Source organism: Acinetobacter sp. yr461 (assembly GCF_900110445.1).
GTDB lineage: Bacteria > Pseudomonadota > Gammaproteobacteria > Pseudomonadales > Moraxellaceae > Acinetobacter > Acinetobacter calcoaceticus.
Genome location: NZ_FODU01000013.1, coordinates 25,937 through 47,447 on the forward strand (window position 1 = coordinate 25,937; position 21,511 = coordinate 47,447).

Annotated in this window: 19 protein-coding genes; 9 read left to right on the forward strand and 10 right to left on the reverse strand. The window is 40.7% G+C overall.

From position 1 onward, the window contains the following. Window positions 1-68: 68 nt before the first annotated feature. Entirely contained in the window at window positions 69-605 is a 537-nt protein-coding gene (gene dksA / locus BMW38_RS15285; protein ID WP_004640678.1) for an RNA polymerase-binding protein DksA, read from the forward strand. A gap of 1 nt (window position 606) precedes the next feature. Next, entirely contained in the window at window positions 607-1,503 is an 897-nt protein-coding gene (gene gluQRS, locus BMW38_RS15290) for a tRNA glutamyl-Q(34) synthetase GluQRS (RefSeq protein WP_092709610.1), read from the forward strand. A gap of 50 nt (window positions 1,504-1,553) precedes the next feature. Here gluQRS and ftsW read toward each other — a convergent pair whose 3' ends face one another. The 5 genes from ftsW to BMW38_RS15315 all read right to left on the reverse strand — a co-directional run bounded on the left by ftsW (window position 1,554) and on the right by BMW38_RS15315 (window position 6,667). Next, window positions 1,554-2,750: a putative lipid II flippase FtsW gene (gene ftsW, locus BMW38_RS15295; RefSeq protein ID WP_004795141.1), complete on the reverse strand. Its 1,197-nt coding sequence runs from the start codon at window positions 2,748-2,750 to the stop codon at window positions 1,554-1,556. A 24-nt stretch (window positions 2,751-2,774) separates the two neighbouring features. Further along, window positions 2,775-4,121, reverse strand: a complete 1,347-nt coding sequence (gene murD / locus BMW38_RS15300) for a UDP-N-acetylmuramoyl-L-alanine--D-glutamate ligase (protein ID WP_092709613.1) — start codon at window positions 4,119-4,121, stop codon at window positions 2,775-2,777. Between the two features lie 160 nt (window positions 4,122-4,281). Beyond that, complete coding sequence (locus BMW38_RS15305; protein WP_003654445.1) at window positions 4,282-4,533, reverse strand: DUF6587 family protein; 252 nt, start codon at window positions 4,531-4,533, stop codon at window positions 4,282-4,284. Between the two features lie 20 nt (window positions 4,534-4,553). Then, complete coding sequence (locus BMW38_RS15310; RefSeq protein ID WP_092709616.1) at window positions 4,554-6,407, reverse strand: ferrous iron transporter B; 1,854 nt, start codon at window positions 6,405-6,407, stop codon at window positions 4,554-4,556. After that, window positions 6,404-6,667, reverse strand: coding sequence for a FeoA family protein (locus BMW38_RS15315; protein ID WP_016801736.1), 264 nt, complete (start codon window positions 6,665-6,667; stop codon window positions 6,404-6,406). Before BMW38_RS15315 ends, BMW38_RS15310 begins: the two co-directional genes overlap by 4 nt. Window positions 6,668-6,810: 143 nt before the next feature. On the opposite strand from BMW38_RS15315, the gene xerD reads away from it, so the two are divergent. The 4 genes from xerD (at window position 6,811) to thrC (ending at window position 11,429) form a co-directional block, all read left to right on the forward strand. Beyond that, the gene (gene xerD / locus BMW38_RS15320; protein ID WP_004640667.1) at window positions 6,811-7,731 is read left to right on the forward strand and encodes a site-specific tyrosine recombinase XerD; all 921 of its coding nucleotides are present in this window, start codon (window positions 6,811-6,813) and stop codon (window positions 7,729-7,731) included. A gap of 146 nt (window positions 7,732-7,877) precedes the next feature. Further along, the gene (locus tag BMW38_RS15325) at window positions 7,878-8,690 is read left to right on the forward strand and encodes a DsbC family protein (RefSeq protein ID WP_092709619.1); all 813 of its coding nucleotides are present in this window, start codon (window positions 7,878-7,880) and stop codon (window positions 8,688-8,690) included. A gap of 243 nt (window positions 8,691-8,933) precedes the next feature. Continuing rightward, on the forward strand, window positions 8,934-10,235 hold the full coding sequence (locus BMW38_RS15330) for a homoserine dehydrogenase (RefSeq protein WP_004640662.1): 1,302 nt from the start codon (window positions 8,934-8,936) through the stop codon (window positions 10,233-10,235). Window positions 10,236-10,289: 54 nt separating this feature from the next. Then, the gene (gene thrC / locus BMW38_RS15335; RefSeq protein WP_003654438.1) at window positions 10,290-11,429 is read left to right on the forward strand and encodes a threonine synthase; all 1,140 of its coding nucleotides are present in this window, start codon (window positions 10,290-10,292) and stop codon (window positions 11,427-11,429) included. Between the two features lie 106 nt (window positions 11,430-11,535). Here the strand turns inward: thrC and pbpG are convergent, their stop codons facing one another. Continuing rightward, complete coding sequence (gene pbpG, locus BMW38_RS15340) at window positions 11,536-12,582, reverse strand: D-alanyl-D-alanine endopeptidase PBP7/8 (protein WP_003654437.1); 1,047 nt, start codon at window positions 12,580-12,582, stop codon at window positions 11,536-11,538. Between the two features lie 212 nt (window positions 12,583-12,794). Between pbpG and BMW38_RS15345 the strand changes: the two genes are divergently transcribed. From BMW38_RS15345 to BMW38_RS15355, 3 genes are read left to right on the forward strand one after another with little or no spacing between them, the layout of a single operon-like run. Continuing rightward, a complete protein-coding gene (locus BMW38_RS15345) occupies window positions 12,795-13,430 on the forward strand; it encodes a response regulator transcription factor GacA (protein WP_003654436.1) in 636 nt (211 codons plus the stop codon). 9 nt (window positions 13,431-13,439) lie between these two features. Next, window positions 13,440-15,008, forward strand: coding sequence for a sensor histidine kinase (locus BMW38_RS15350; RefSeq protein ID WP_213031182.1), 1,569 nt, complete (start codon window positions 13,440-13,442; stop codon window positions 15,006-15,008). 24 nt (window positions 15,009-15,032) lie between these two features. Then, a complete protein-coding gene (locus BMW38_RS15355; protein ID WP_092709622.1) occupies window positions 15,033-16,451 on the forward strand; it encodes a sigma-54-dependent transcriptional regulator in 1,419 nt (472 codons plus the stop codon). Between the two features lie 4 nt (window positions 16,452-16,455). Here BMW38_RS15355 and BMW38_RS15360 read toward each other — a convergent pair whose 3' ends face one another. The 4 genes from BMW38_RS15360 to lptF all read right to left on the reverse strand — a co-directional run bounded on the left by BMW38_RS15360 (window position 16,456) and on the right by lptF (window position 21,500). Then, a complete protein-coding gene (locus tag BMW38_RS15360; protein ID WP_092709625.1) occupies window positions 16,456-17,640 on the reverse strand; it encodes a S41 family peptidase in 1,185 nt (394 codons plus the stop codon). 15 nt (window positions 17,641-17,655) lie between these two features. Beyond that, window positions 17,656-19,203 carry a 2,3-bisphosphoglycerate-independent phosphoglycerate mutase gene (gene gpmI, locus BMW38_RS15365; RefSeq protein WP_092709628.1) on the reverse strand — a complete coding sequence of 516 codons (1,548 nt, stop codon included), beginning with the start codon at window positions 19,201-19,203 and terminating at the stop codon, window positions 17,656-17,658. Between the two features lie 126 nt (window positions 19,204-19,329). After that, a complete protein-coding gene (gene lptG / locus BMW38_RS15370; protein WP_092709631.1) occupies window positions 19,330-20,400 on the reverse strand; it encodes an LPS export ABC transporter permease LptG in 1,071 nt (356 codons plus the stop codon). Further along, a complete protein-coding gene (gene lptF / locus BMW38_RS15375) occupies window positions 20,400-21,500 on the reverse strand; it encodes an LPS export ABC transporter permease LptF (protein ID WP_092709634.1) in 1,101 nt (366 codons plus the stop codon). The genes lptG and lptF overlap by 1 nt, the downstream gene beginning before the upstream one ends. Window positions 21,501-21,511 lie beyond the last annotated feature (11 nt).

Below are 21,511 nucleotides of genomic sequence, written 5' to 3' on the forward strand. Positions count from 1 at the left end.
AAAAACACTTGCATATCACCATATTTTTTGCGTATAGATAATACGTGTATGATGAGGAATGCCCTATTATGGCGAATGACAACCACAACCAAGTTTTGGATGAACATACAGAAGTTGTAGTGGAAGGTGAAAAAGCTTCTGCAAAACGTGCACGTAAAGTGAAACCTAAAACTTCTGATATAGGCACAACTGCAAGTTTATTTGGTATTGCACCTTATCAACCTAAGAAAAATGAAGAGTACATGTCTGAAGGACAGCTCGAGCATTTCCGACAAATTCTGCAAGCATGGAAAGCTGAATTGATGTCTGAAGTTGATCGTACGTTGAATACGATGCAAGACGAATCAACTGCATTGCCAGATGTAAATGACCGTGCTACCCAAGAAGAAGAGTTTGCAATTGAATTGCGTACACGTGACCGTGAACGTAAGTTAATTCGTAAAATCGAACAATCTATGGAAGCCATTAAAAATGAAGACTATGGTTTCTGTGAAACGTGTGGTATCGAAATCGGCTTACGTCGTTTAGAAGCACGTCCAACGGCAACTTTATGTATTGATTGCAAAACTTTGGCAGAAATCAAAGAGAAGCAAAATAACGGTTAATATGACCGAGGTAACTCCTAAAGAGAAACCTAGCTTTGCATATTCAGGCCGGTTTGCGCCATCGCCAACCGGCCCTTTGCATTTTGGATCACTCATTACTGCCGTTGCCAGTTATTGTGATGCAAAGGCCCATCATGGCACATGGCTCGTTCGTGTCGAAGACACAGATATCCCTCGTATTTATCCCGGCAGTGAAGATCATATTCTCACGTCACTGGAAGCCTTCCAGTTCGAACCCGATGCGGAAATCATTTTTCAAAAAAACCGTTTAGACATTTATGAAAGCGTATTAGACCAACTTAAAAAAGAGGGTCTTATCTATGCTTGTCAATGTACACGCAAAATGCTGGGTTCAAATGCAATCTATGCAGGGACTTGTCGCAATCTAAATCTTGATTTTCAAGGCCAAGCGATTCGGGTAAAAGTTCAAGATCAGCAGATCTGTTTTGATGACCGACTACAAGGAACTCATTGTTCTAATCTGCAACACGACCTTGGAGACTTTGTTCTTAAACGCCGTGACGGGATTATTAACTATCAACTTGCCGTAGTCGTTGATGATTATCTGCAAGGCATCACCCATGTCGTTCGAGGCGCAGACCTATTAGATAATACTGAACGGCAGATCTGGCTGGGTGAGCTCTTAGGTTACCCTAAACTAAGCTATATGCACCTACCCCTCGCCATGAACGATCAAGGGCAAAAGCTTTCTAAGCAAAACCTTGCTCAAGCACTCGATTTGTCAAAAGCTCCTCAATTGCTGCAACAAGCAATACAAGCACTGGGACAACCTAGCGTTGATTTAGACCAGCCTAAAGTTATGCTTAAACAAGCAGTAGCACAGTGGAATGTAGATTTAATTCCACATGTAGAGCAGCTGAGCGGAACCTATCTATAAATAAAAAAAACCCGATATCAAATCGGGTTTTCTAATACCTAAATACTCAACTAGAAGTTTGATTCTTCCCTTTCTGGGTTAACTTCTTGTGTTGAAGCATCAATCTTTAAGATCAGACTAATCATCGCAGCACACATCATTAAAGATGTACCGCCATAACTAATAAATGGCAGAGTCAAACCTTTAGTCGGCATCAAACCCATATTCATGCCCGCATTTACCAAGATCTGGAGCAAGAAAATAATACTAATGCCGTACGCCAAATAACCTGCGCGAAGGTAATGATGTTTCAATGCACGATGACCAATTTTGATACAGCATGCCAACATCAAGAAAGACAAACCAATGACAATCGAAATACCAAAGAAACCGAACTCTTCGCCTAACACTGCCAACATAAAGTCAGTATGTGCTTCCGGCAAATAAGATAGCTTTTGTACACTGTGCCCTAAGCCTGTACCAAACCATTCACCACGGCCAAAGGCCATTAACGCATTTGATAACTGGTAACCAACTCCTAATGGATCTGCCCACGGATCAGTAAACGAAATCAAACGCTGGAAACGGTAAGGCTCAAACAAAATCAAAAACACAATACCGGTTACGATTGCACCAAGCATGATTAAGAACTGTGTTGGCGGCGCACCAGCTAAAAAGAACACCCCGACCATCATCAATACAATTACGATGGTAGCACCTAAGTCAGGCTCAGCAATAATCAAACCGACCGTGATCGCCATAACCCCACTTAAACGCAATAAGCCTTTCCAATGAGTACGAACCTCTTTGGCACGGCGCACAACGTAGTCTGCGGTAAAGATCGCCATCATGACTTTGGCAACCTCGGTTGGCTGTAAAGTAAAGCCACCGATCTTAATCCAACGTGTAGAACCGTTGACTTCTGAACCCACTACTAAAGCAGCAAGCAAAAGAACCATGGTCAACAACCACAACGGGAAAGTATTTTTAAACCACGTATTGAGTGATATCCGATAGGTCAAATAAGCCACCACAGCCGCAGCGACAATCGAAATACCATGACGAATCACATAGTGAAACGGGTTTTCATGCATATATTCAGCATAGGGCATCGAAGCAGATGCGACCATCACTGAACCGATACACAATAATGCAACGACACAGAAAATCAGGACATTACGTGGCGTCACTTCCGCTGGCCATTTAGGCAATATCCGTTCATACCAATGATTGATTTTCTGGATTGTGGTCTGAGCTAAGCCTGCCATACAACATTCCTAATCATGTTTTCTTTAAACCAACGAATTGACGCAGGCAACAAACTGCTGACCACGGTCATTATAACTTTTAAACATATCAAAACTTGCACAGGCTGGTGATAACAACACTACATCTTCAGCTTGTGTTTCACGTTGACACAGCTCTACAGCCTCTTTGAGCGTTGCTGCATGCAAAATTTTGGTTGCACCCTGAATTGCTTGTTCAATGACTGAAGCATCCTCACCAATCAATACCACAACTTTGGCATATTTTTCGATAGAAGAACGTAATGGAGCAAAATCTTGACCTTTGCCCTGCCCACCTAAAATCAAGGCAACCTTACCCTTTTTAACCTCAATCGCAGCGCCTAAACCATCAATTGCTGCAAGTGTAGCACCAACGTTAGTCCCTTTAGAGTCATTGTAATAACGTACATCATGTACGGTTTTGACAAACTCGCAGCGGTGCTCTAATCCTTTAAACTGTTTTAATGTTTCAAGCATAGATTCCAGAGGTAAGCCAATTGCTTCACCTAACGCCAAACAAGCTAAAGCATTGGCTACGTTATGCATGCCTTGAATATATAAATCTGAGCTTTTAATTAAACGCTGTAGGCCACGCGCAAGCCAAAGCGTGCCATCGCCATCTCTTAAAACACCATATTGATTTAAGTCTGGAGCATTTAGACCAAAGCTTTGCATTGGTGTTGTATCTGGAACAAGAGGACGACTTAAAGCATCATCACGGTTAAATATGACTTTTTTAACGCCTTGGAAAATACGGTGTTTTGCTTGATGATAACCCCACATATCGCCGTGACGATCTAAGTGATCTTCACTCATGTTAAGAACCACAGCAACCTCAGCATTTAAATGAGATGTGGTTTCTAACTGAAAACTTGATAGCTCAAGTACAAGCAACTCTGGTTGATCTTTTAGTAAGTCTAGAGCTGGACGTCCAAGGTTTCCACCAACAGCAACTTTCTTACCTGCATCTTTAGCCATTAAGCCAATTAAAGTCGTTACTGTACTTTTCGCATTAGAACCCGTAATCGCCACAATAGGCACTTCGGTCGCACGGCGTAATAATTGAATGTCGCCTACGACTGAAATCCCTTGAGCAATAGCTGCCTGAATTTCTGGTAATTGCGGTGCAAGGCCTGGGCTTAAAATAATTTCTTCTGCTTGTAATAATAATTCTTGGTCAAGTTGACCGAAACTGGTTTTAACGCCAGCTGGAATCTGGTCATAGCCTGGGGGTGTGGGACGAGAATCCGTTACTGCAACTTGGTAGCCTTGTTCATGCAGGAAATTAACAGCAGAAACGCCTGATATTCCCAAGCCTGCGACAACTTTTAATCCACCACGTTGTATTAACATTTTTGCCCCACAATTTATCAATCGACAGAATGGCAAAAATGTTAGCACTTTGCTGTTTTGAATGCTTTTTCAGTTTGAACTTTATTCATCTTTTTTTGTGTCAGTGCGTAAAAAAGCCATCAATATGATGGCTTTTTAGACGAAACAAGAAATACTAAATTTATTGCCATTTAATCGGCTTAATTTCTTGAACTGTATTCGTAGGTTTATCTTCACTTGAGCAACCACAGCCGCCAGCACAGCCAAAGGTCATTTTTGGCTTAAGCCATTTTGCCAAGGTTGTCCAACCCTGCTTTTCACAAAATGAAGAGAGTGTAGAAAAGACTGAATTTGCTGTTTTTGGAAATACTTTCTTAAAAACAACAACAGCACTCCAACTCACTAAAACCGCAATAATCAGATATTGAATCATGTACAACCTCCTTTCTTGCCTTAACCCCAATAGTGGGAAGCAATTTGATAGGTAACAAACGATGCCAAATAAGCCAAGCCGAACAGATATGCAGTCATGACAGCAACATGTTTCCATGAACCTGTTTCACGTCGTACCGTTGCCAATGTGGCCAAACAATGTGGAGCATAAATGAACCACACTAAAAGCGATAATCCTGTTGCCAAGGACCAACCCGAGCCATCTGCACTAATCAGATGTGACAAACCTTGAGCTACAGCATCGTCACTCGTTGCAGACAAGGCATAAACTGTACCTAATGCTGCCACTACAACTTCACGAGCTGCCATTGCTGGAATTAAAGCAATACAGATTTGCCAGTTAAAACCAATTGGAGCAAATACAGGTTGAATAACGTGTCCGAGCATACCAGCAAAACTATAATCTATCGCAGGTAATGTCGCCCCTTCTGGTGGCTGTGGAAAAGTACACAAAAACCAGAGCAAAATAGAAAGCGCAAAAATGATTCCACCGACACGTTTCAAGAATATCTTCGCGCGATCCAGCAAACCAATTCCCACACTTTTTAAATCAGGGAAACGATAACTCGGTAGCTCTAGCAGTAAAGCATGCTGTGACTTATCTTTTTGCAAAAACTTCATTAAAAATGAAACACAAAGAGCACTCACAATACCAGCCATATACAGACCGAATAGCACCAGACCTTGTAAGTTGAAAATACCCCAGATCATTTTCTCTGGAATAAAGGCCGCAATCAGCAAAGCATATACGGGCAAACGTGCCGAACAGGTCATTAAAGGCGCAACCATAATGGTCGTAAAACGATCACGAGGGTCACTAATACTACGGGTTGCCATAATTCCCGGTACTGCACAAGCAAAGCTTGAAAGTAAAGGAATGAAAGCACGTCCGCTTAGACCAGCTTGAAACATTAATTTATCAAGCAAGAATGCTGCACGTGGTAAATAACCCGATTCTTCTAATACTAAAATGAAGAAGAACAAGATTAAAATTTGTGGCAAGAACACCACTACGCCACCTGCACCCGCAATAATTCCGTCAACAACTAAACTATGCAGTAGTGGCTGTGTAATCACAGTTCCCACTACTTCACCTAACCAACCAAAGAAGCCTTCAATGCCATCCATGAACGGAGCTGCCCAAGCAAAAACTGCTTGGAACACAATAAACATCATGAGTGCAAGACTAAATAGGCCTAAAACTGGGTGTAAGAAAATTCGATCTAGAAAATCAGTACGCTTATCTCCCTGATCGACATATTGAACAACATCTTTAAAAATCATATCGATTTTTTGATGATGAGTTCCAGTCAAACCACTCAGTTCGGTTTGTGGCACACTGTATTTTTCTTGATCAAGGGCATGTAATAAATTTTCAATACCCGCATTACGAACAGCAACTGTTTCAACGACTGCTACGCCCAAACGTTGAGACAACTTTTGAGTATTAATTTGGATGCCACGACGACGCGCTTCATCCATCATATTCAGTACAAGTAAAATCGGACGGCCAAGCTCGATCATTTCGAGCACTAGTCCTAAATGCAATTTTAAGTTAGTCGCATCGACTACACATAAAAAAGCATCTTGCTGACCTTCTTCGGCAATTTTACCCAAGCAAACATCACGGGTAATAACCTCATCAGGACTGGTTGCATTTAGACTATATGTACCCGGTAAATCGAGTACACGCACTGCACGCCCTGAAGGTAACTGAAAATGACCTACTTTACGCTCGACTGTTACACCCGCATAGTTTGCGACTTTTTGTCGAGTTCCAGTTAAATGGTTAAAAAGAGAGGTTTTACCACAGTTTGGATTTCCCACAAGGGCAATACGTAACGCATCACTCATGCGGGTACTCCTTCTTCTACTTGAATTTCGATTTTGTCCGCTTCTGCTTTACGCAAAGCGAAACGAGTAAAGCCAATTTGGATCAAGATCGGATCACCACCAAAAATACCCTTGGTAATCACTTCCACTCGTGTGCCTGGCACAAAGCCCAGACTTTCCAAACGAATTGCGACCAAATCTTGCTGCTCGGACTCTACTGATATCCGATTCACTTTGCTGATGGTCGCCGCTTGCTTCACTTTTAAAGCTGATAAACGCACCGCATCCGATCCTAAACCTTTTTTTCTAGTATACATATAAATGAGAATAATTACCAAATAAGGTTAAATTTCACTTCCTATTCAGTTTAATCGACAAACCTTAAAGTTTCTTTTACAGTACAGAGGTTTAGAGGATGTAGTGTATGTTAAATAAAAAACCGCGTATTCCAAGCCCTGTTCAAATTCCAGAACATTTAAGCTTTTTACAAGGTTTTCGCGACTATCTCGTTGCACAGACAGTGAGTCCACATACACGTAATGCTTATTTATCTGACCTCATTCAATGCAGCGAACTCCATAAAAAAAATGCTCTTCCACAATGGTCAAGTGATGATATTGCCGATGTTCTTATCGAACTGACAAAAGCAGGAAAAAGTCCCCGCTCAATTGCACGGTGTTTATCTGCCCTACGTCAGTTTTACAAATTTTTACGTGAACAGAAGTTACGGAGTGACAATCCGGTTGCGACCCACCACTCTCCTAAAATTGGGCGAGCATTACCTAAAGATCTATCTGAAGAAGATGTCGAATCACTAATTCAAGCACCAGATATCAATACAGCACTTGGCTTACGTGACCGAGCAATGTTTGAAGTACTTTATGCATGTGGTTTGCGTGTTTCAGAATTACTTAACTTGCGTCTGGAACTCATTAATTTAAAACAAGGCTATTTACGTGTTACAGGTAAAGGCAACAAAGAACGTTTGGTGCCACTAGGACAATTTGCCTGTGAGTGGGTAGAACGCTATTTGAATAATGCTCGACCTCAACTCTATAAAAGCTCGACTGACTATCTCTTTTTAACCCAACATGGCGGGATTATGAGTCGACAAAACTTTTGGTATGCCATTAAACGCTATGCGCTACAAGCCAATATTCAAGCTGAACTCTCACCTCATACCTTGCGCCATGCATTCGCAACGCATCTGCTCAATCACGGCGCAGACTTACGCGTCGTGCAAATGTTACTGGGTCATAGCGATTTATCTACGACTCAAATCTATACACATGTAGCACAAGTCAGAATGCAACAATTACATGAAAAACATCACCCTAGAGGATGATAAAGCTTTCAAGCTCCACTCAAGAATTTCATATCAATCGTTTGATTTCGTTCACAAAGGTTAAGAAAGTTTTAACAATACACATTAGATTTTTTGGTATGCTTAGCAACTTCTGACTATAAATACTGATGAAATAAGGGTTATCTATGTCTTTTACCCGCTCTCAAATTTTTCTTGCCTGTACTCTGGCATCTAGCCTTTTGTTCAGTGCTTGTTCTAAAGAAAACAAACCACAAAAAGAAGATGCGCTCACGGCGACTGCACCTGCTACAGGGGAAGCTTCAACCATTATCGAGCGTAATGCCAAGCAGCGTTTGATTGAAACTTTGCAAAAACAATTTAAGAATGCAAATATCAGCGCCAAAATTTTAGATATCAAACCGACTGAAGTTCCAAATTTATATTGGGTAAATCTAGAAGGGATGACATCAGTTTATACAACCAGTGATGGTAAATATTTAATTCAGGGTGATGTTATCCGCTTAGGAGGCAAAGAGCTTCATAATATTGGTGACTCACTTCAAGCATCAGAAAATAAAAAGCATCTTGCAGCTTTAAAAAATGAAGATCTTATTGTCTACCCTGCAAAAGGCAAGGCTAAGCACGTGATCTATGTATTTACCGATGCAAGCTGTCCTTATTGCCATAAGCTACATGAGCACATACCCGAAATTAATGAAAAGGGTATTGAGGTACGCTATATCGCTTGGCCACGTGGTGAACAATTTATGCCAACCATGGAAACTGTATGGTGTAGCTCAGATCGTAAAGCTGCCTTTAATCAAGCAGTACAAGGTATCAACATCCCTCCTGCTCAATGTAAAAACCCTGTTCGAGAGCAATATCAACTTGGCTTGAATATGGGTGTAAATGGCACACCTGCTATTTACAATGCTGATGGCGAGTACTTGGGTGGATATCTAACACCAGATGAATTAATTAAACGTCTGGATAAATAACATCCTTTAAACTGATGAATGATTAATCATCTATCTCTTAAGAAAAGCGCTGCACTTATTGCAGCGCTTTGTTTTTTCACTAATTAATACTTTATCCACCTGTGTTTAAAGACTGATCTACTCTTCTTTTCCAAACATCGCACTCTAATTCATTGAACAGGCACTAAAAGCGCTAGAGTCTGGCGTTTTTTTTAGCTATGATCTAGCTTCAACTAAATGATTAAATGATGAATGGAGTGTGACGTGAAACCAGTTCGCCTGGCAATACTCGGTCTAGGAACCGTAGGTGGAGGAGCCCTTAAACTACTACAAGAAAATGCCGCTGAAATTAAACGTCGCACCGGTCGAGAAATTCAAATTACCCACGTTGGAACACGCCGCCCTCGTCCAGATCTCGAATTAGAAGGGATCAAACAAAGCGCAGATTTACTTGATATCGTTCGTCAACCAGATGTTGATATGGTTGTTGAAGTGATGGGTGGTATACACCCTGCTTACGAAGTCATCATGGAAGCGATCAAACACGGCAAACAAGTCGTTACTGCAAATAAAGCTCTACTCGCTGAACATGGCAACGAACTATTTAAAGCAGCTGAAGATAATGCTGTACAAATCGCTTATGAAGCAGCAGTTGCTGGCGGTATTCCAATTATTAAAGTCATCCGTGAAGGTCTTGCTGCAAACCATATTCAATGGTTGGCAGGTATCATTAACGGCACAGGCAACTTTATTCTGACCGAAATGCGTGAGAAAGGTCGTGCATTTGATGATGTACTAAAAGAAGCTCAAGAACTTGGCTATGCAGAAGCAGATCCAACTTTTGATGTTGAAGGTATCGATGCTGCGCACAAACTTACCATTTTAGCGTCTTGTGCGTTTGGTATTCCTCTTCAGTTTGATAAGGTTTATACCGAAGGTATTAGCAAAATTACTGCACAAGATGTGAAATATGCCGAAGATCTCGGTTTCCGCATTAAACACCTAGGAATTGCACGTCGTGCTGAAAAGGGTATTGAGTTACGTGTTCACCCAACACTCATTCCAGATGAGCAGCTTATTGCTAACGTAAATGGTGTTAAAAATGCCGTTTTAGTTCAAGCGCATGCTGTAGGCCCTACACTCTATTACGGCGCTGGTGCTGGTGCTGGTCCAACTGCTTCTGCTGTTGTTGCAGATGTAATTGATATTGTCCGTGATATTTCTTATACCGAAGATGGTGCTGGAACTATTCCTCAACTTGCTTTTGAAGCATTAACAAATGTGCCAATTTTAAGCCGTGAAGAAATGACCACAGGTTATTACATCCGCTTAAATGCAGAAGATCAAACTGGCGTACTTGCAGATGTTACTACCATCTTAAGCCGTGCTGGAATTAGTATTGATGCCATCATGCAACAATCCCGTTTAAAAGACCTTATTCCAATCGTGATTCTCACCGATCCAATCGTCGAATCTAAAATGGATGAGGCACTTGCACAAATTCAAGCCTTACCTGCAATTCGTGGCGAAATCGTAAGAATTCGTTTAGAATCGCTCGATAGTTAATCAGGTTGAGGGAAAGATTCCCTCTCCCGCTTCACCTCTAATTGGAACACCATCATGTCTAATGCCAATCGTTATACTGGTCTTGTAGATCGTTATCGTGACCGTTTGCCAGTTTCGGCAACTACTCGTGCTATCTCTTTGGGGGAAGGCAACACCCCACTCATTAAACTAGAGAATATTCCACGTATTATTGGCAAAGATGTTGAAATTTATGTGAAATATGAGGGTTTAAACCCAACTGGTTCATTTAAAGACCGTGGTATGACCATGGCTGTAACCAAAGCGGTTGAAGAAGGCTCTAAAGCGATTATCTGTGCATCTACTGGTAACACTTCTGCTGCTGCTGCCGCTTATGCTGCACGTGCAGGTATCAAAGCATTTGTTTTGATTCCAGAAGGCAAAATTGCGATGGGTAAAATGGCGCAAGCGATGATGTATGGTGCGATCACTATGCAAATCCGTGGGAACTTCGATGATGGTATGCGTCTTGTAAAAGAAGTTGCTGATCAAGCGCCTGTAACGATTGTAAACTCAATCAACCCTTACCGTTTGCAAGGCCAAAAAACCATTGCTTATGAGATCGTTGAAGCTTTAGGCCGTGCACCTGATTATCACTGCTTACCTGTAGGTAACGCAGGTAACATCACAGCTCACTGGATGGGCTATACTGAAGCAGTAGCAAATCAACCTGCTGATCAGTTTGAACAAGTTATTTATGATGCAGCAACAGATCAGTTTACTGGTCCAAAACCTGAAGGTTTACCAACAATGGTAGGTTATCAGGCTTCTGGCGCAGCTCCATTCTTACGTGGCGCTCCAGTTGAAAACCCAGAAACAGTTGCAACTGCAATTCGTATTGGTAACCCACAAAGCTGGAACCATGCTAAAGCGGTAGTACGTGACTCTAAAGGCTGGTTTGATGAACTTCAAGACAGCGAAATTTTAGAAGCTCAGCGCTTACTTTCTATGTACGAAGGCGTATTTGTTGAGCCAGCATCTGCTGCTTCTATCGGTGGTGCGATTCGTGACATTAAAGCAGGTAAAATTGCTGAAGGTTCTGTAATTGTATGTACAGTGACCGGTAATGGCTTGAAAGACCCAGATACTGCAATCAAACAATGTGCTGATGCAGTCATGTTGTCAATTGATGCAACAATGAGCCAAGTAAAAGATTCGATTTTATCTAACATGTAAAATCTGAGTTTTCATAAAAACGGCTGTTCAACACAGCCGTTTTTATGTCTTTTTTAATAGTCATAAAAAAACGCTTCTTGATAGAAGCGTTTTTAGAATAATTAAATTAAATACGTTTTGGTAAATTACTTAACCAACTCAATAGGTTAGTTGCATCATTATTACGTGCTTGCGAACTTGGCTCACCAAGCAATACAATCACGGCTGGACGCGAATTTACTGTCGTATGCATCACAACACAGCGACCTGCTTCATTGATATAACCCGTTTTAGACAAGTTAATATTCCAACCACCATTACGCACTAGAGCATTGGTATTGTTAGATTTCAATACGCGATAACCCAAGTTAAAATCATAAGTTGGTGTGGTTGAGAATTGACGAATTAATCCATATTGAGATGCCGTACTCGCCAAAATTCCTAAGTCACGCGCAGAAGATACATTACGCGGATCTAATCCTGTAGATTCATAATAATGAGTTGCGTTCATACCTAAAGCACGTGCTTTAGAGTTCATTGCAGCAACGAATGCAGGACGACCACCCGGATAAGTACGCGCTAAAGCCGCTGCTGCCGGATTTTCAGACTTCATTAAAGCAAACAACAACACTTCTGCACGGTTCATCTTGTCGCCAACACGGAGTGTTGAACTTGAATTTTTACCGTTTGCCCCCGCAAAATCAATTTGCTCAAGCATAATTTCTTCTGACATGTTTAAACGAGCATCTGCCGTTACAACCGCTGTCATTAACTTGGTAATAGATGCAATTGGCACAGAAGCGTTCGTATTTTTACTAAATAACACTTCACCAGTTTGCGCATCCATCACTAACGCAGCGCGAGCACTTACACTCGGCTGAGCATTGTAACCAGAGGTATCGCGGATTTGAGCAAATTTTGGTGCAGATGCCACAACTTTCGGTGCATTACCACCACGTAAAGTTGTAGTTACAGATGTTGACCCTTGTATAGTTGGCTCATCATCTTCATCATTCAAAAGTTGACTAGCGTCAGCTGAAGACCAATTTAAACTTGCACTCCCACCACTCCCTGAGGACGGGTTATTGACGAGTTCTGCAAAGCTTGTTGAACTCAAACTAAGCAAAATAGACATGCTTAGCACATGTATTAAAGACTTTTTAGAATTTTTCACGGCACAATACTCGACTCAGGGTGATACACATTTGCGCTTACTATAATTATGCCTTACATTTGAGGTATAAGGTATAACGCTTTTACCGACACAATTGTGCACAACTATTCGCTCACTATATAAGAATAGGATTGCTAATTTTGTCATTCCATTGCAAGCTAATTTTGCTTTATGTAACAAAAAACTTGTTTTTTGAAAGAAAGGAGGTCTTCTTGATTACAGTTTTAGTTGTGGATGACCATGAACTTGTACGTACAGGCATTTGCCGTATGTTAGAAGATCATGCCGATGTAGAGGTCATTGGACAAGCCGAATCGGGTGAAGAAGCAATTGCTATTGTTCGTCAGAAACATCCTCAAGTTGTGCTACTTGATGTCAACATGCCAGGCATCGGGGGCGTAGAAACAACGCGTCGTTTACTACAAACCGCACCAGATACAAAAGTTATTGCTGTAAGTGGTTTATCAGAGGAACCTTACCCTTCTCTTTTGCTTAAAGCAGGAGCTAAAGGCTACATAACTAAAGGTGCTCCAATTACAGAAATGGTTCGAGCAATCAACAAAGTCATGCAAGGCGGCAAATACTTCAGTGCAGATATTGCTGAGCAGTTGGCGAGCTCTTATCTGTCTGACACACAACAATCACCTTTTGACGCTCTATCCGAACGAGAAATGCAAGTTGCAATGATGGTTGTAAATTGTATTAGCGCTCAAGAAATTGCGGACAAACTTTTTGTAAGTGTCAAAACGGTAAATACTTACCGCTACCGTATTTTTGAAAAACTCGCCATCGATAGTGATGTTAAACTAACTCATCTTGCGATTCGGTATGGTCTGATCAAACCATAATCACACTATATGCAATTCCCCTTAAACTCATCGTTGTCCAATACGATTTTTCGTTTGGGCACGTGGTATGGTTTATATCGTCTTATTATTGCGGTTAGCCTCAATATTATTTTGGTTTTAACCGATGCTCAAATCGATAATAGTCTACAACAACCTGCTTTATATTCTTACACATTGCTTGGCTATTCCATATTAAGCCTTCTTCAGCTTTTGTGTTTTAAGTTTATTGCAACTCAGGCAGCAAAGCAGCTTATTTTATTTTTTGTAGTTGATGTTATCTGCCTGAGTTTACTTACATTTTCTGTAGGTGAACCCAATCTACAACTCAGCTTGCTGTATGTTATTGCTATATTCACCTCGGCAATTTTACTCAGCGCAAGAATGTCTTTACTCATTACATTACTTGCGGTCATTGCTGTTATTTACCAACGTTTTGTCGGTAGTTTATTTGACTACAATAATCTAAATACAATTGGTAATAGTGCGTTATTAGCCTTCTTATTTTTTGTGGTGCATGGGATCGGACAAATTGCGGTTCAGCGCTTTAAATTACTTGAGGCACTTACCTTCCACCAATCAATAGAACTCTATCAACTACAAAATATTAACCGCTATATTCTGGAACAAATTGAAGAAGGTTATCTTGTTCTAGATGAAAACTATGACATTGTTCTAAGTAATCCGGCTACCTGCTCTCTGCTAGGGATTCCGCCACAATTTGCCAGTGAAAAATATCCTTTAGCTAAGTGGCACCCCGATTTATTTGAAATTCTTAAGTTTGACAACCTACAAGAAGGTGATCGATTTATTTTTGAGTCTCGGCTGTCGGCTTACTCTATTAACATTAAAGTGCAGCATCTTTTGGTGCCACAACAAGCATTGACGCTGCTCATTTTACAAGATGCACAACACATTAATCAGCAAGCTCAACAACTCAAACTTGCTGCTTTAGGGCAACTTTCAGCCAGTATTGCACATGAAATCCGTAATCCTCTGGCAGCAATTGTTCAGGCAAATGAATTACTTAAAGATAGTGATTTAGATCAGCAAAATACTTTACGCTATATGATTGGTAAGCAAACAAAACGCATCGATAGTATTGTTCAAGACACATTAGGACTTGCCAGCAGCGAAAGAACTCACCCAATCCAGATTGAATTAAACGACTTCATAAAGACATTATTAGATGAAGATCTATCGGATGTTAAACATTCTATACAGCTTAAAATCTCTGATTCATTCTTAAAATTATTATTTGACGAGAAACAACTCAGACAGGTACTCATTAACCTTGTCAGAAATGCTTTACGACATAATGCACCCGATTCACCCCATGTTCTGATCAACATTCACTCACAGACAAATAAAATCTATATTGATGTGATCGATTACGGCGAAGGTGTTTCAAAACGTGATATATCTCAATTATTTAAACCATTTTTTAGTACCGAAATTAATGGAACTGGTTTAGGATTATACTTGTCTCATAGTTTTTGTGAGGCAAACCATGCAAAGCTCACGTATGTAGAGCAAAAACAAGGGGCATGCTTCCGAATGGAATGCCCAATAATATATTGATTTTTTTATTAGGTTTTTGGGGAAATGGCAGAACAGCAACCACTAGTTTTGCTTGTAGACGATGAAGAAGATTTGTGCCTTTTAATGCAAATGACTCTTGCGCGAATGGGGATTAAAACACATCTTGCTTATCGGGTTGAACAGGCCAAACAACTCTTTACTCAGTTTCATTACGATGCATGCTTAACCGATTTAAACCTACCCGACGGTAGCGGTTTAGAATTAGTTAAATATGTTTCTCAAACTTATTCTCACACACCAATTGCAGTTCTAACTGCGTACGGCAATATGGATATTGCAATTGCAGCATTAAAGGCGGGAGCTTTTGATTTTGTAAGTAAACCTATTAACCAAATTCATTTAGATCAGTTATTAAAAAAAGCGCTAAATCAGCCAAAACCAGAGCATGAGTTTGGTGAAACAACGCTGGAACATGACCTATTAATTGGACGTTCTCCACCGATACAAAACCTACGTATTGCTATAAAAAAAATAGCTCGTTCCCAAGCTCCTGTATTTGTTACGGGGGAATCTGGTACAGGTAAAGAAGTTGTTGCTAATCTTATTCACCGTTTGAGTAACCGCAGCGAAGGTCCATTTATTGCGATTAACTGTGGAGCAATTCCAACTGAGCTCATGGAAAGTGAACTTTTTGGACATAAAAAAGGCAGTTTTACTGGAGCGACCCAAGACAAACAAGGCCTTATTTTATCCGCTCATGGCGGTAGCTTATTTTTAGATGAAATTGCCGAATTGCCTTTAAGTATGCAAGTCAAACTACTTCGGGCAGTACAAGAGAAAAAAATTCGTCCAGTAGGTTCCGATCAGGAAATCGATGTTGATTTTCGGGTGATTAGCGCCAGCCACCAAGATTTAGATTTATTAGTTCGACAAGGTAAATTCCGTCAGGATTTATTTTTCCGTATTCATGTTATGGATATCCTGTTACCGCCACTGCGTGAGCGCGGTGGAGATATTTTGTTATTAGCCAATCATTTTATTCAAAAGGTTTGTATGGAATGGGAAATTCCAAGCAAACAATTAACCACTACTGCTGAAACTTATTTATTGCAGCAAGATTTTCCAGGTAATGTTCGTGAATTAAGAAATATGATTGAACGAGCTATTACCTTAAGTGATGATGAATGTATTGATTTAACACACTTAGCACCTCCTCTCAGAGGCAGTAGCGTTAACTCTCAAATCACAACTAAACCAGTGAATGACACATCAACTGCGATTACTCAGAATCGGCCAAAATTACCAATGGAAGGCTTAGAACGCTACTTAGAAAATATTGAAAAAGATATTCTACTGAACGCGTTGGACATGACACATTGGAACCGCACCTTAGCAGCTAAAAAGCTAGGAATGACGTTCCGCTCTTTACGCTATAGACTGAAAAAGTTTGGCTTAGATACCGAATTAGGAGAGGAAGTATAAAAGACTATTTTTTCTTTAGAAATAAGTCTGCAACACGATCTAAATATACGTCTTCTTTCATTTCTGGGGGCAAAGGATAGCTCTGATTAGGCTGAATACCTTGCCCTTCAATCATATTGCCGTTTGGCGTGTAATAGTGTGAGACAGTCATTTGTAGTGCCGCACCACTTGGCAAAGGAAACAGTTTCTGCACTACGCCTTTCCCATAACTTTTTTCACCTATCACCCAAGCACGCTGGTGTTCTTTCATGGCCGCGGTAAAAACTTCTGCTGCCGATGCAGAACGATGATTTATTAATATACCTAATTTTATATTCTGAAATTCATTGCCGGGCAGAGCCTGAAATTGCTGATTACCTTCCGAACGGCTTTTAGTTGAAACGATAATCCCACTATTTAGAAATAAATCTGCCGACTCGACTGCTGCTGATAACAACCCACCCGGATTGTTTCGTAAATCGATTAAAACGGCTTTTAAACGTGGTGAACTATTTTCTTCAATTAACCGTTTAATTTCATTTGCGGTGTCTTGCTGGAATACTCTAATTTTTAGCACTAAAACCTGATTATGTAGCATTACAGGTTCTATATCGGTTTCTATTTTTTTATTACGAACTAAGTTGATGTTTCCATTTAAATCTTCTGCTTGTACTTGAAGCGTACTTCCGATAGAGCCATAAAGCAGCCCAAGCACCTGATCTTGGTTTAAATTTTTTAAATCTTGATTATCAATCTTGAGAATCGCTTGACCATTTCTCAAACCTAATTTGTATGAGTCTGAACCAGTTTTAAGATCACGAATCATCCATTTATGGACATGCAATTCAGGGCTTAAAGCAAAATCAACCGAGGCGAGGTCACCTTCGGTATATTGAATCAATTGACGATATTCTTCTGCCGACAAATAACGCGAATAACGATCGAGCCCACTCACCAGCCCTTTAATAGCTTGTTGAAATAAGGCATCGTCGGACTTCACGTCAACGTAATTATCTCGAACGATTCCATAAATTTGAACAAACTGTTGAATCGACTCAATCGGTACCTCTGCATAACTATGTTCCGGTTCTTCTGAATCCGAATGCAAAGGTGACAATTTCTCTTTTACAACTGGCGCCGCAAAAGCAAATTGGCTGCAACACAGCAACATACTTACAATAAGTTTTTTATATTTAATGTGTTGCAGCATCCAATCACCTTTGGCTTATGCAGATAATGTAATCAGATTACGCCCTTGCATTTCAGCAGGAACAGGAATCTGCATTAAATTGAGAATAGTCGGTGCTACATCGGCAAGCACACCACCTTCTGCAATTGTTGCTTGTGTTGGGCCAACATAGATAAACGGTACAAGTTCCGTTGTATGTTGAGTGTGAACTTGACCGCTTTCGTAGTCTTGCATTTGTTCCACGTTACCATGGTCAGCAGTAATCAGCATATGGCCTTTCTTTGCCATTACCGCTTCATAGACACGCCCAAGACAAAGATCGACTGCTTCAACTGCTTTAACTGCAGCATCAAAAATACCTGTATGACCTACCATATCACCATTGGCATAGTTCACAACCAATAAATCGTATTCGCCAGAATTAATGGCTTTAACCAATTCATCAGTTACTTCATAAGCACTCATTTCAGGCTTAAGGTCATATGTTGCAACGTTTGGAGATGGAATCAAAATACGCTTTTCGCCCGGATATTCATCTTCACGTCCACCACTAAAGAAGAACGTTACATGAGCATATTTTTCAGTTTCGGCAATACGTAGCTGAGTTTTTCCAAGAGAGGATAGATATTCACCCAATGAATTTTTTAATGCTTCTGGCATGTATGCAACTGGCGCATCAATGCTAGCTTGATAACGGGTTAGCATGACAAATTTAGAAAGGTTTGGTACAACTTTGCGTTCGAAGCCAGCAAAGTCTTTTTCTACAAATGCGCGAGTAATTTCACGAGCTCGGTCAGCACGGAAATTCATAAATACAACGCTATCGCCGTCTTGTACTTTAGCAACCTCACCAATACGAGTCGCTTTTACAAACTCATCGTTTTCATTGGCTGCATAAGCTAACTCTAACCCTTCCACTGCTGTTTGCGCAGTACGAAGTGCCTCACCTTCCGTCAACAAGCGATAAGCTTGCTCAACACGATCCCAACGGTTGTCGCGGTCCATTGCAAAGTAGCGGCCAATCATGGTCGCGATACGGCCTTGACCTTGGTATTGAGCGAATAATGCATCTAATTTTTCTAAAGACGGCTGAGCACTGCGTGGAGGTGTGTCACGGCCATCAAGGAAAGCATGTAAATAAACTTTTGCACCACGCTTTAATGCAAGCTCACACATCGCCACAATATGGTCTTCATGTGAATGAACGCCACCGTCTGAGAGCAACCCCATAATATGGACAGCACCACCAGCGGCTTTGGCTTTTTCAACAGCATCAATCAACACTTCATGTTTAAAAAAGTCGCCCGTACGAATATCTTTAGTAATACGGGTAAAGTCTTGATACAAAACACGGCCTGCGCCAAGGTTCATATGGCCGACTTCAGAGTTACCCATTTGTCCATCAGGTAAACCAACATCTTCACCAGAACCAGAAATTAGACTATTTGGATGCTTTGCTGTCATTGCCGCCAAATTCGGTGTTTTTGCTGCAAGAAAAGCATTATCTTCAATCGCTTCACGGTGACCAACACCATCCATAATGACCAGAACGTGAGGGATCTTGCCAGCAGTTGCATCCGTCATAATCTATTTCTCTTTTGTCTACAATTTCGTCACAATATCTTACCGAATTTTCGGTCAAGACTCTATTTATTCCTATGGCTTTCACCAATATCTACGATTGATGAAAACCATAAATATCAATTATTACTAGCGAGCGCGGTAAAGCAAATAACTTCCGGCACCAAACATTAATAATATAGGTACAAGTACAAACCAAGCTGGAGATGGGGCATAAACCAAGCTGGCATAACCCAAGAAATCTTGCAAATAATAGAAACTCAAACCAATAAACAATGCGATTACCAAACGGAAACCCATCGATTGTTGGCGTAATGGTCCAAAAATAAATGAACATGCCACGAGAACCAGAGCAATCAACGAAAATGGCGAGGCAACTTTTTGCCAGAAAGCCAATTGATAGGTCTTTGGAACCTGACTATATTCATCCATATAGCGCATAAAGCTAATAAGTTGGCTTGGTGATAAATCCTCAGGATCTAAAGTCACCATGTGCACATATTTAGGCTGTAATGCTAAAGAAAGCGATTGTTCGTCATGGTCAGTCTTGATGGCATTGCCTGTCGCCAAAATATCCATTTGTTGTGCTTTCTTCAAAGCCCATTGACCATCTTTTACGAACTGTCCTTGCTGAGCATTGATTAATGATTGTAAGTAATAGTTCTGGTCAAAGTCGACCACTTGAATATCTTTTAAATTGCCCTGAGAGTTAGCATAGTCGATATAGATAAATCGCTGCCCTTCACGTGACCAATAACCTTTCACTTCGCCTAAAGCAGCTACAGAGCGGTGACTTTTAACACTTTCTGCTTTTTCATTGGTATATGGAATAACCCATTCACTTAAAGCAAACGACAAAATAATAAGCAGTAAAGCTGAGCGCATCACCCAACCAACAATACGCCATAAGCTAATACCAGCAGAGCGCATAACAATAAGTTCACTGCTGGTTGCTAGTGACCCTAAACCAATTACAGCACCAATCAAAGCAGAAATAGGCAAAATTTCATATAGATAACGAGGAGCACCCCACAACACATAGATGAGAGCTTGCCATGCGTTATAGTCTGGTTTGAGTTCACCCAACTCGCCAAGGTACGTAAATAAGATCTGTAAAATCGACAAAACAACTGTGGTGCCAAACATTGCAAGCGCAGTGGTTTTCGTCACATATTTGGCGACTATTCGACGTGCTAACATTATAATTTCACTCGCTTGATCTGTTTCTTGATTTTAGGTGCCAACTTCTGTTTACGTGAAAATAAGGCAGCTGCAACGCCATAAACTACCAACACGGCAGGATAAGCCCAAATATCGAGTTCTTCTTTACTAATACGAGTCTTGATTGCAATCATTAATACAATCAGACTGGAAAAAATAAAAACCGCCGGAATAAGACGATAATAACGACCTTGTCTTGGACTCACCTCAGACAATCCCACAGAAAGCATTAAAGCAATAAGAATGGTGAATGGTCCAAACAAACGCCATCCCAACTCACTTCTTATGACTGGATCATTCGTTTTTGAAAAGAGTTTAGTCGTTGATAATGCTTCTACATCACCACTTTCAAATTTAACATCTTTGTCATTTTCTAAACGTAGACGATAAGACTGAAACTCTGCTTGTGTATATTTTGGTTGTCCCGGAAATATTTCATAACGACGGCCTTGCACCAGATCAACGACATTGGCTGTGTCATTTGCAACTTCTACACGAGTCGCTTCTTTTGCCAAGATCATGACATCTGGCTTATCTTCTTTAGTCGCACGTTGATAAAAGAAAATGTCTTTTAGATTTTTTCGATCTTCAGATAGTGAACCCGCATAAATCGTATAGGGTCCAGAAGAAATAAACTCTCTTGGGCGAACTAAATCGAAACCTGTACGAACAGCTTGGGTGGTGGTTAATTTTTCAAACTCACGCAGTCCCCACGGCGTCATCCAGAGCATAAGCACAGACTGACAAACCATATAAACCAGTGTCATTGGAATAAGTAGTCGCGCCAATTGATGACGGCTCACACCACTACCGTTTAGTACTGCCATTTCATGGTCAACATATAAACGACCAAACACCAACATTAAACCAATGAAAAAACCCAATGGTAAAATAAGTGTTAGAAATTCAGGTAAACGATATCCAATGATGCTAAACAGGATACTGGCATCTAAACGCCCCTGCGCCGCCACACCAAAGTATTTGATCAGACGACCACCCATCATGATTAAGGTCAATAAAGAAATGACCACCAATGAGGTAGAGACAACTTGCTTGACGAGATAACGCCGAATAATCAAAGTAATACTTC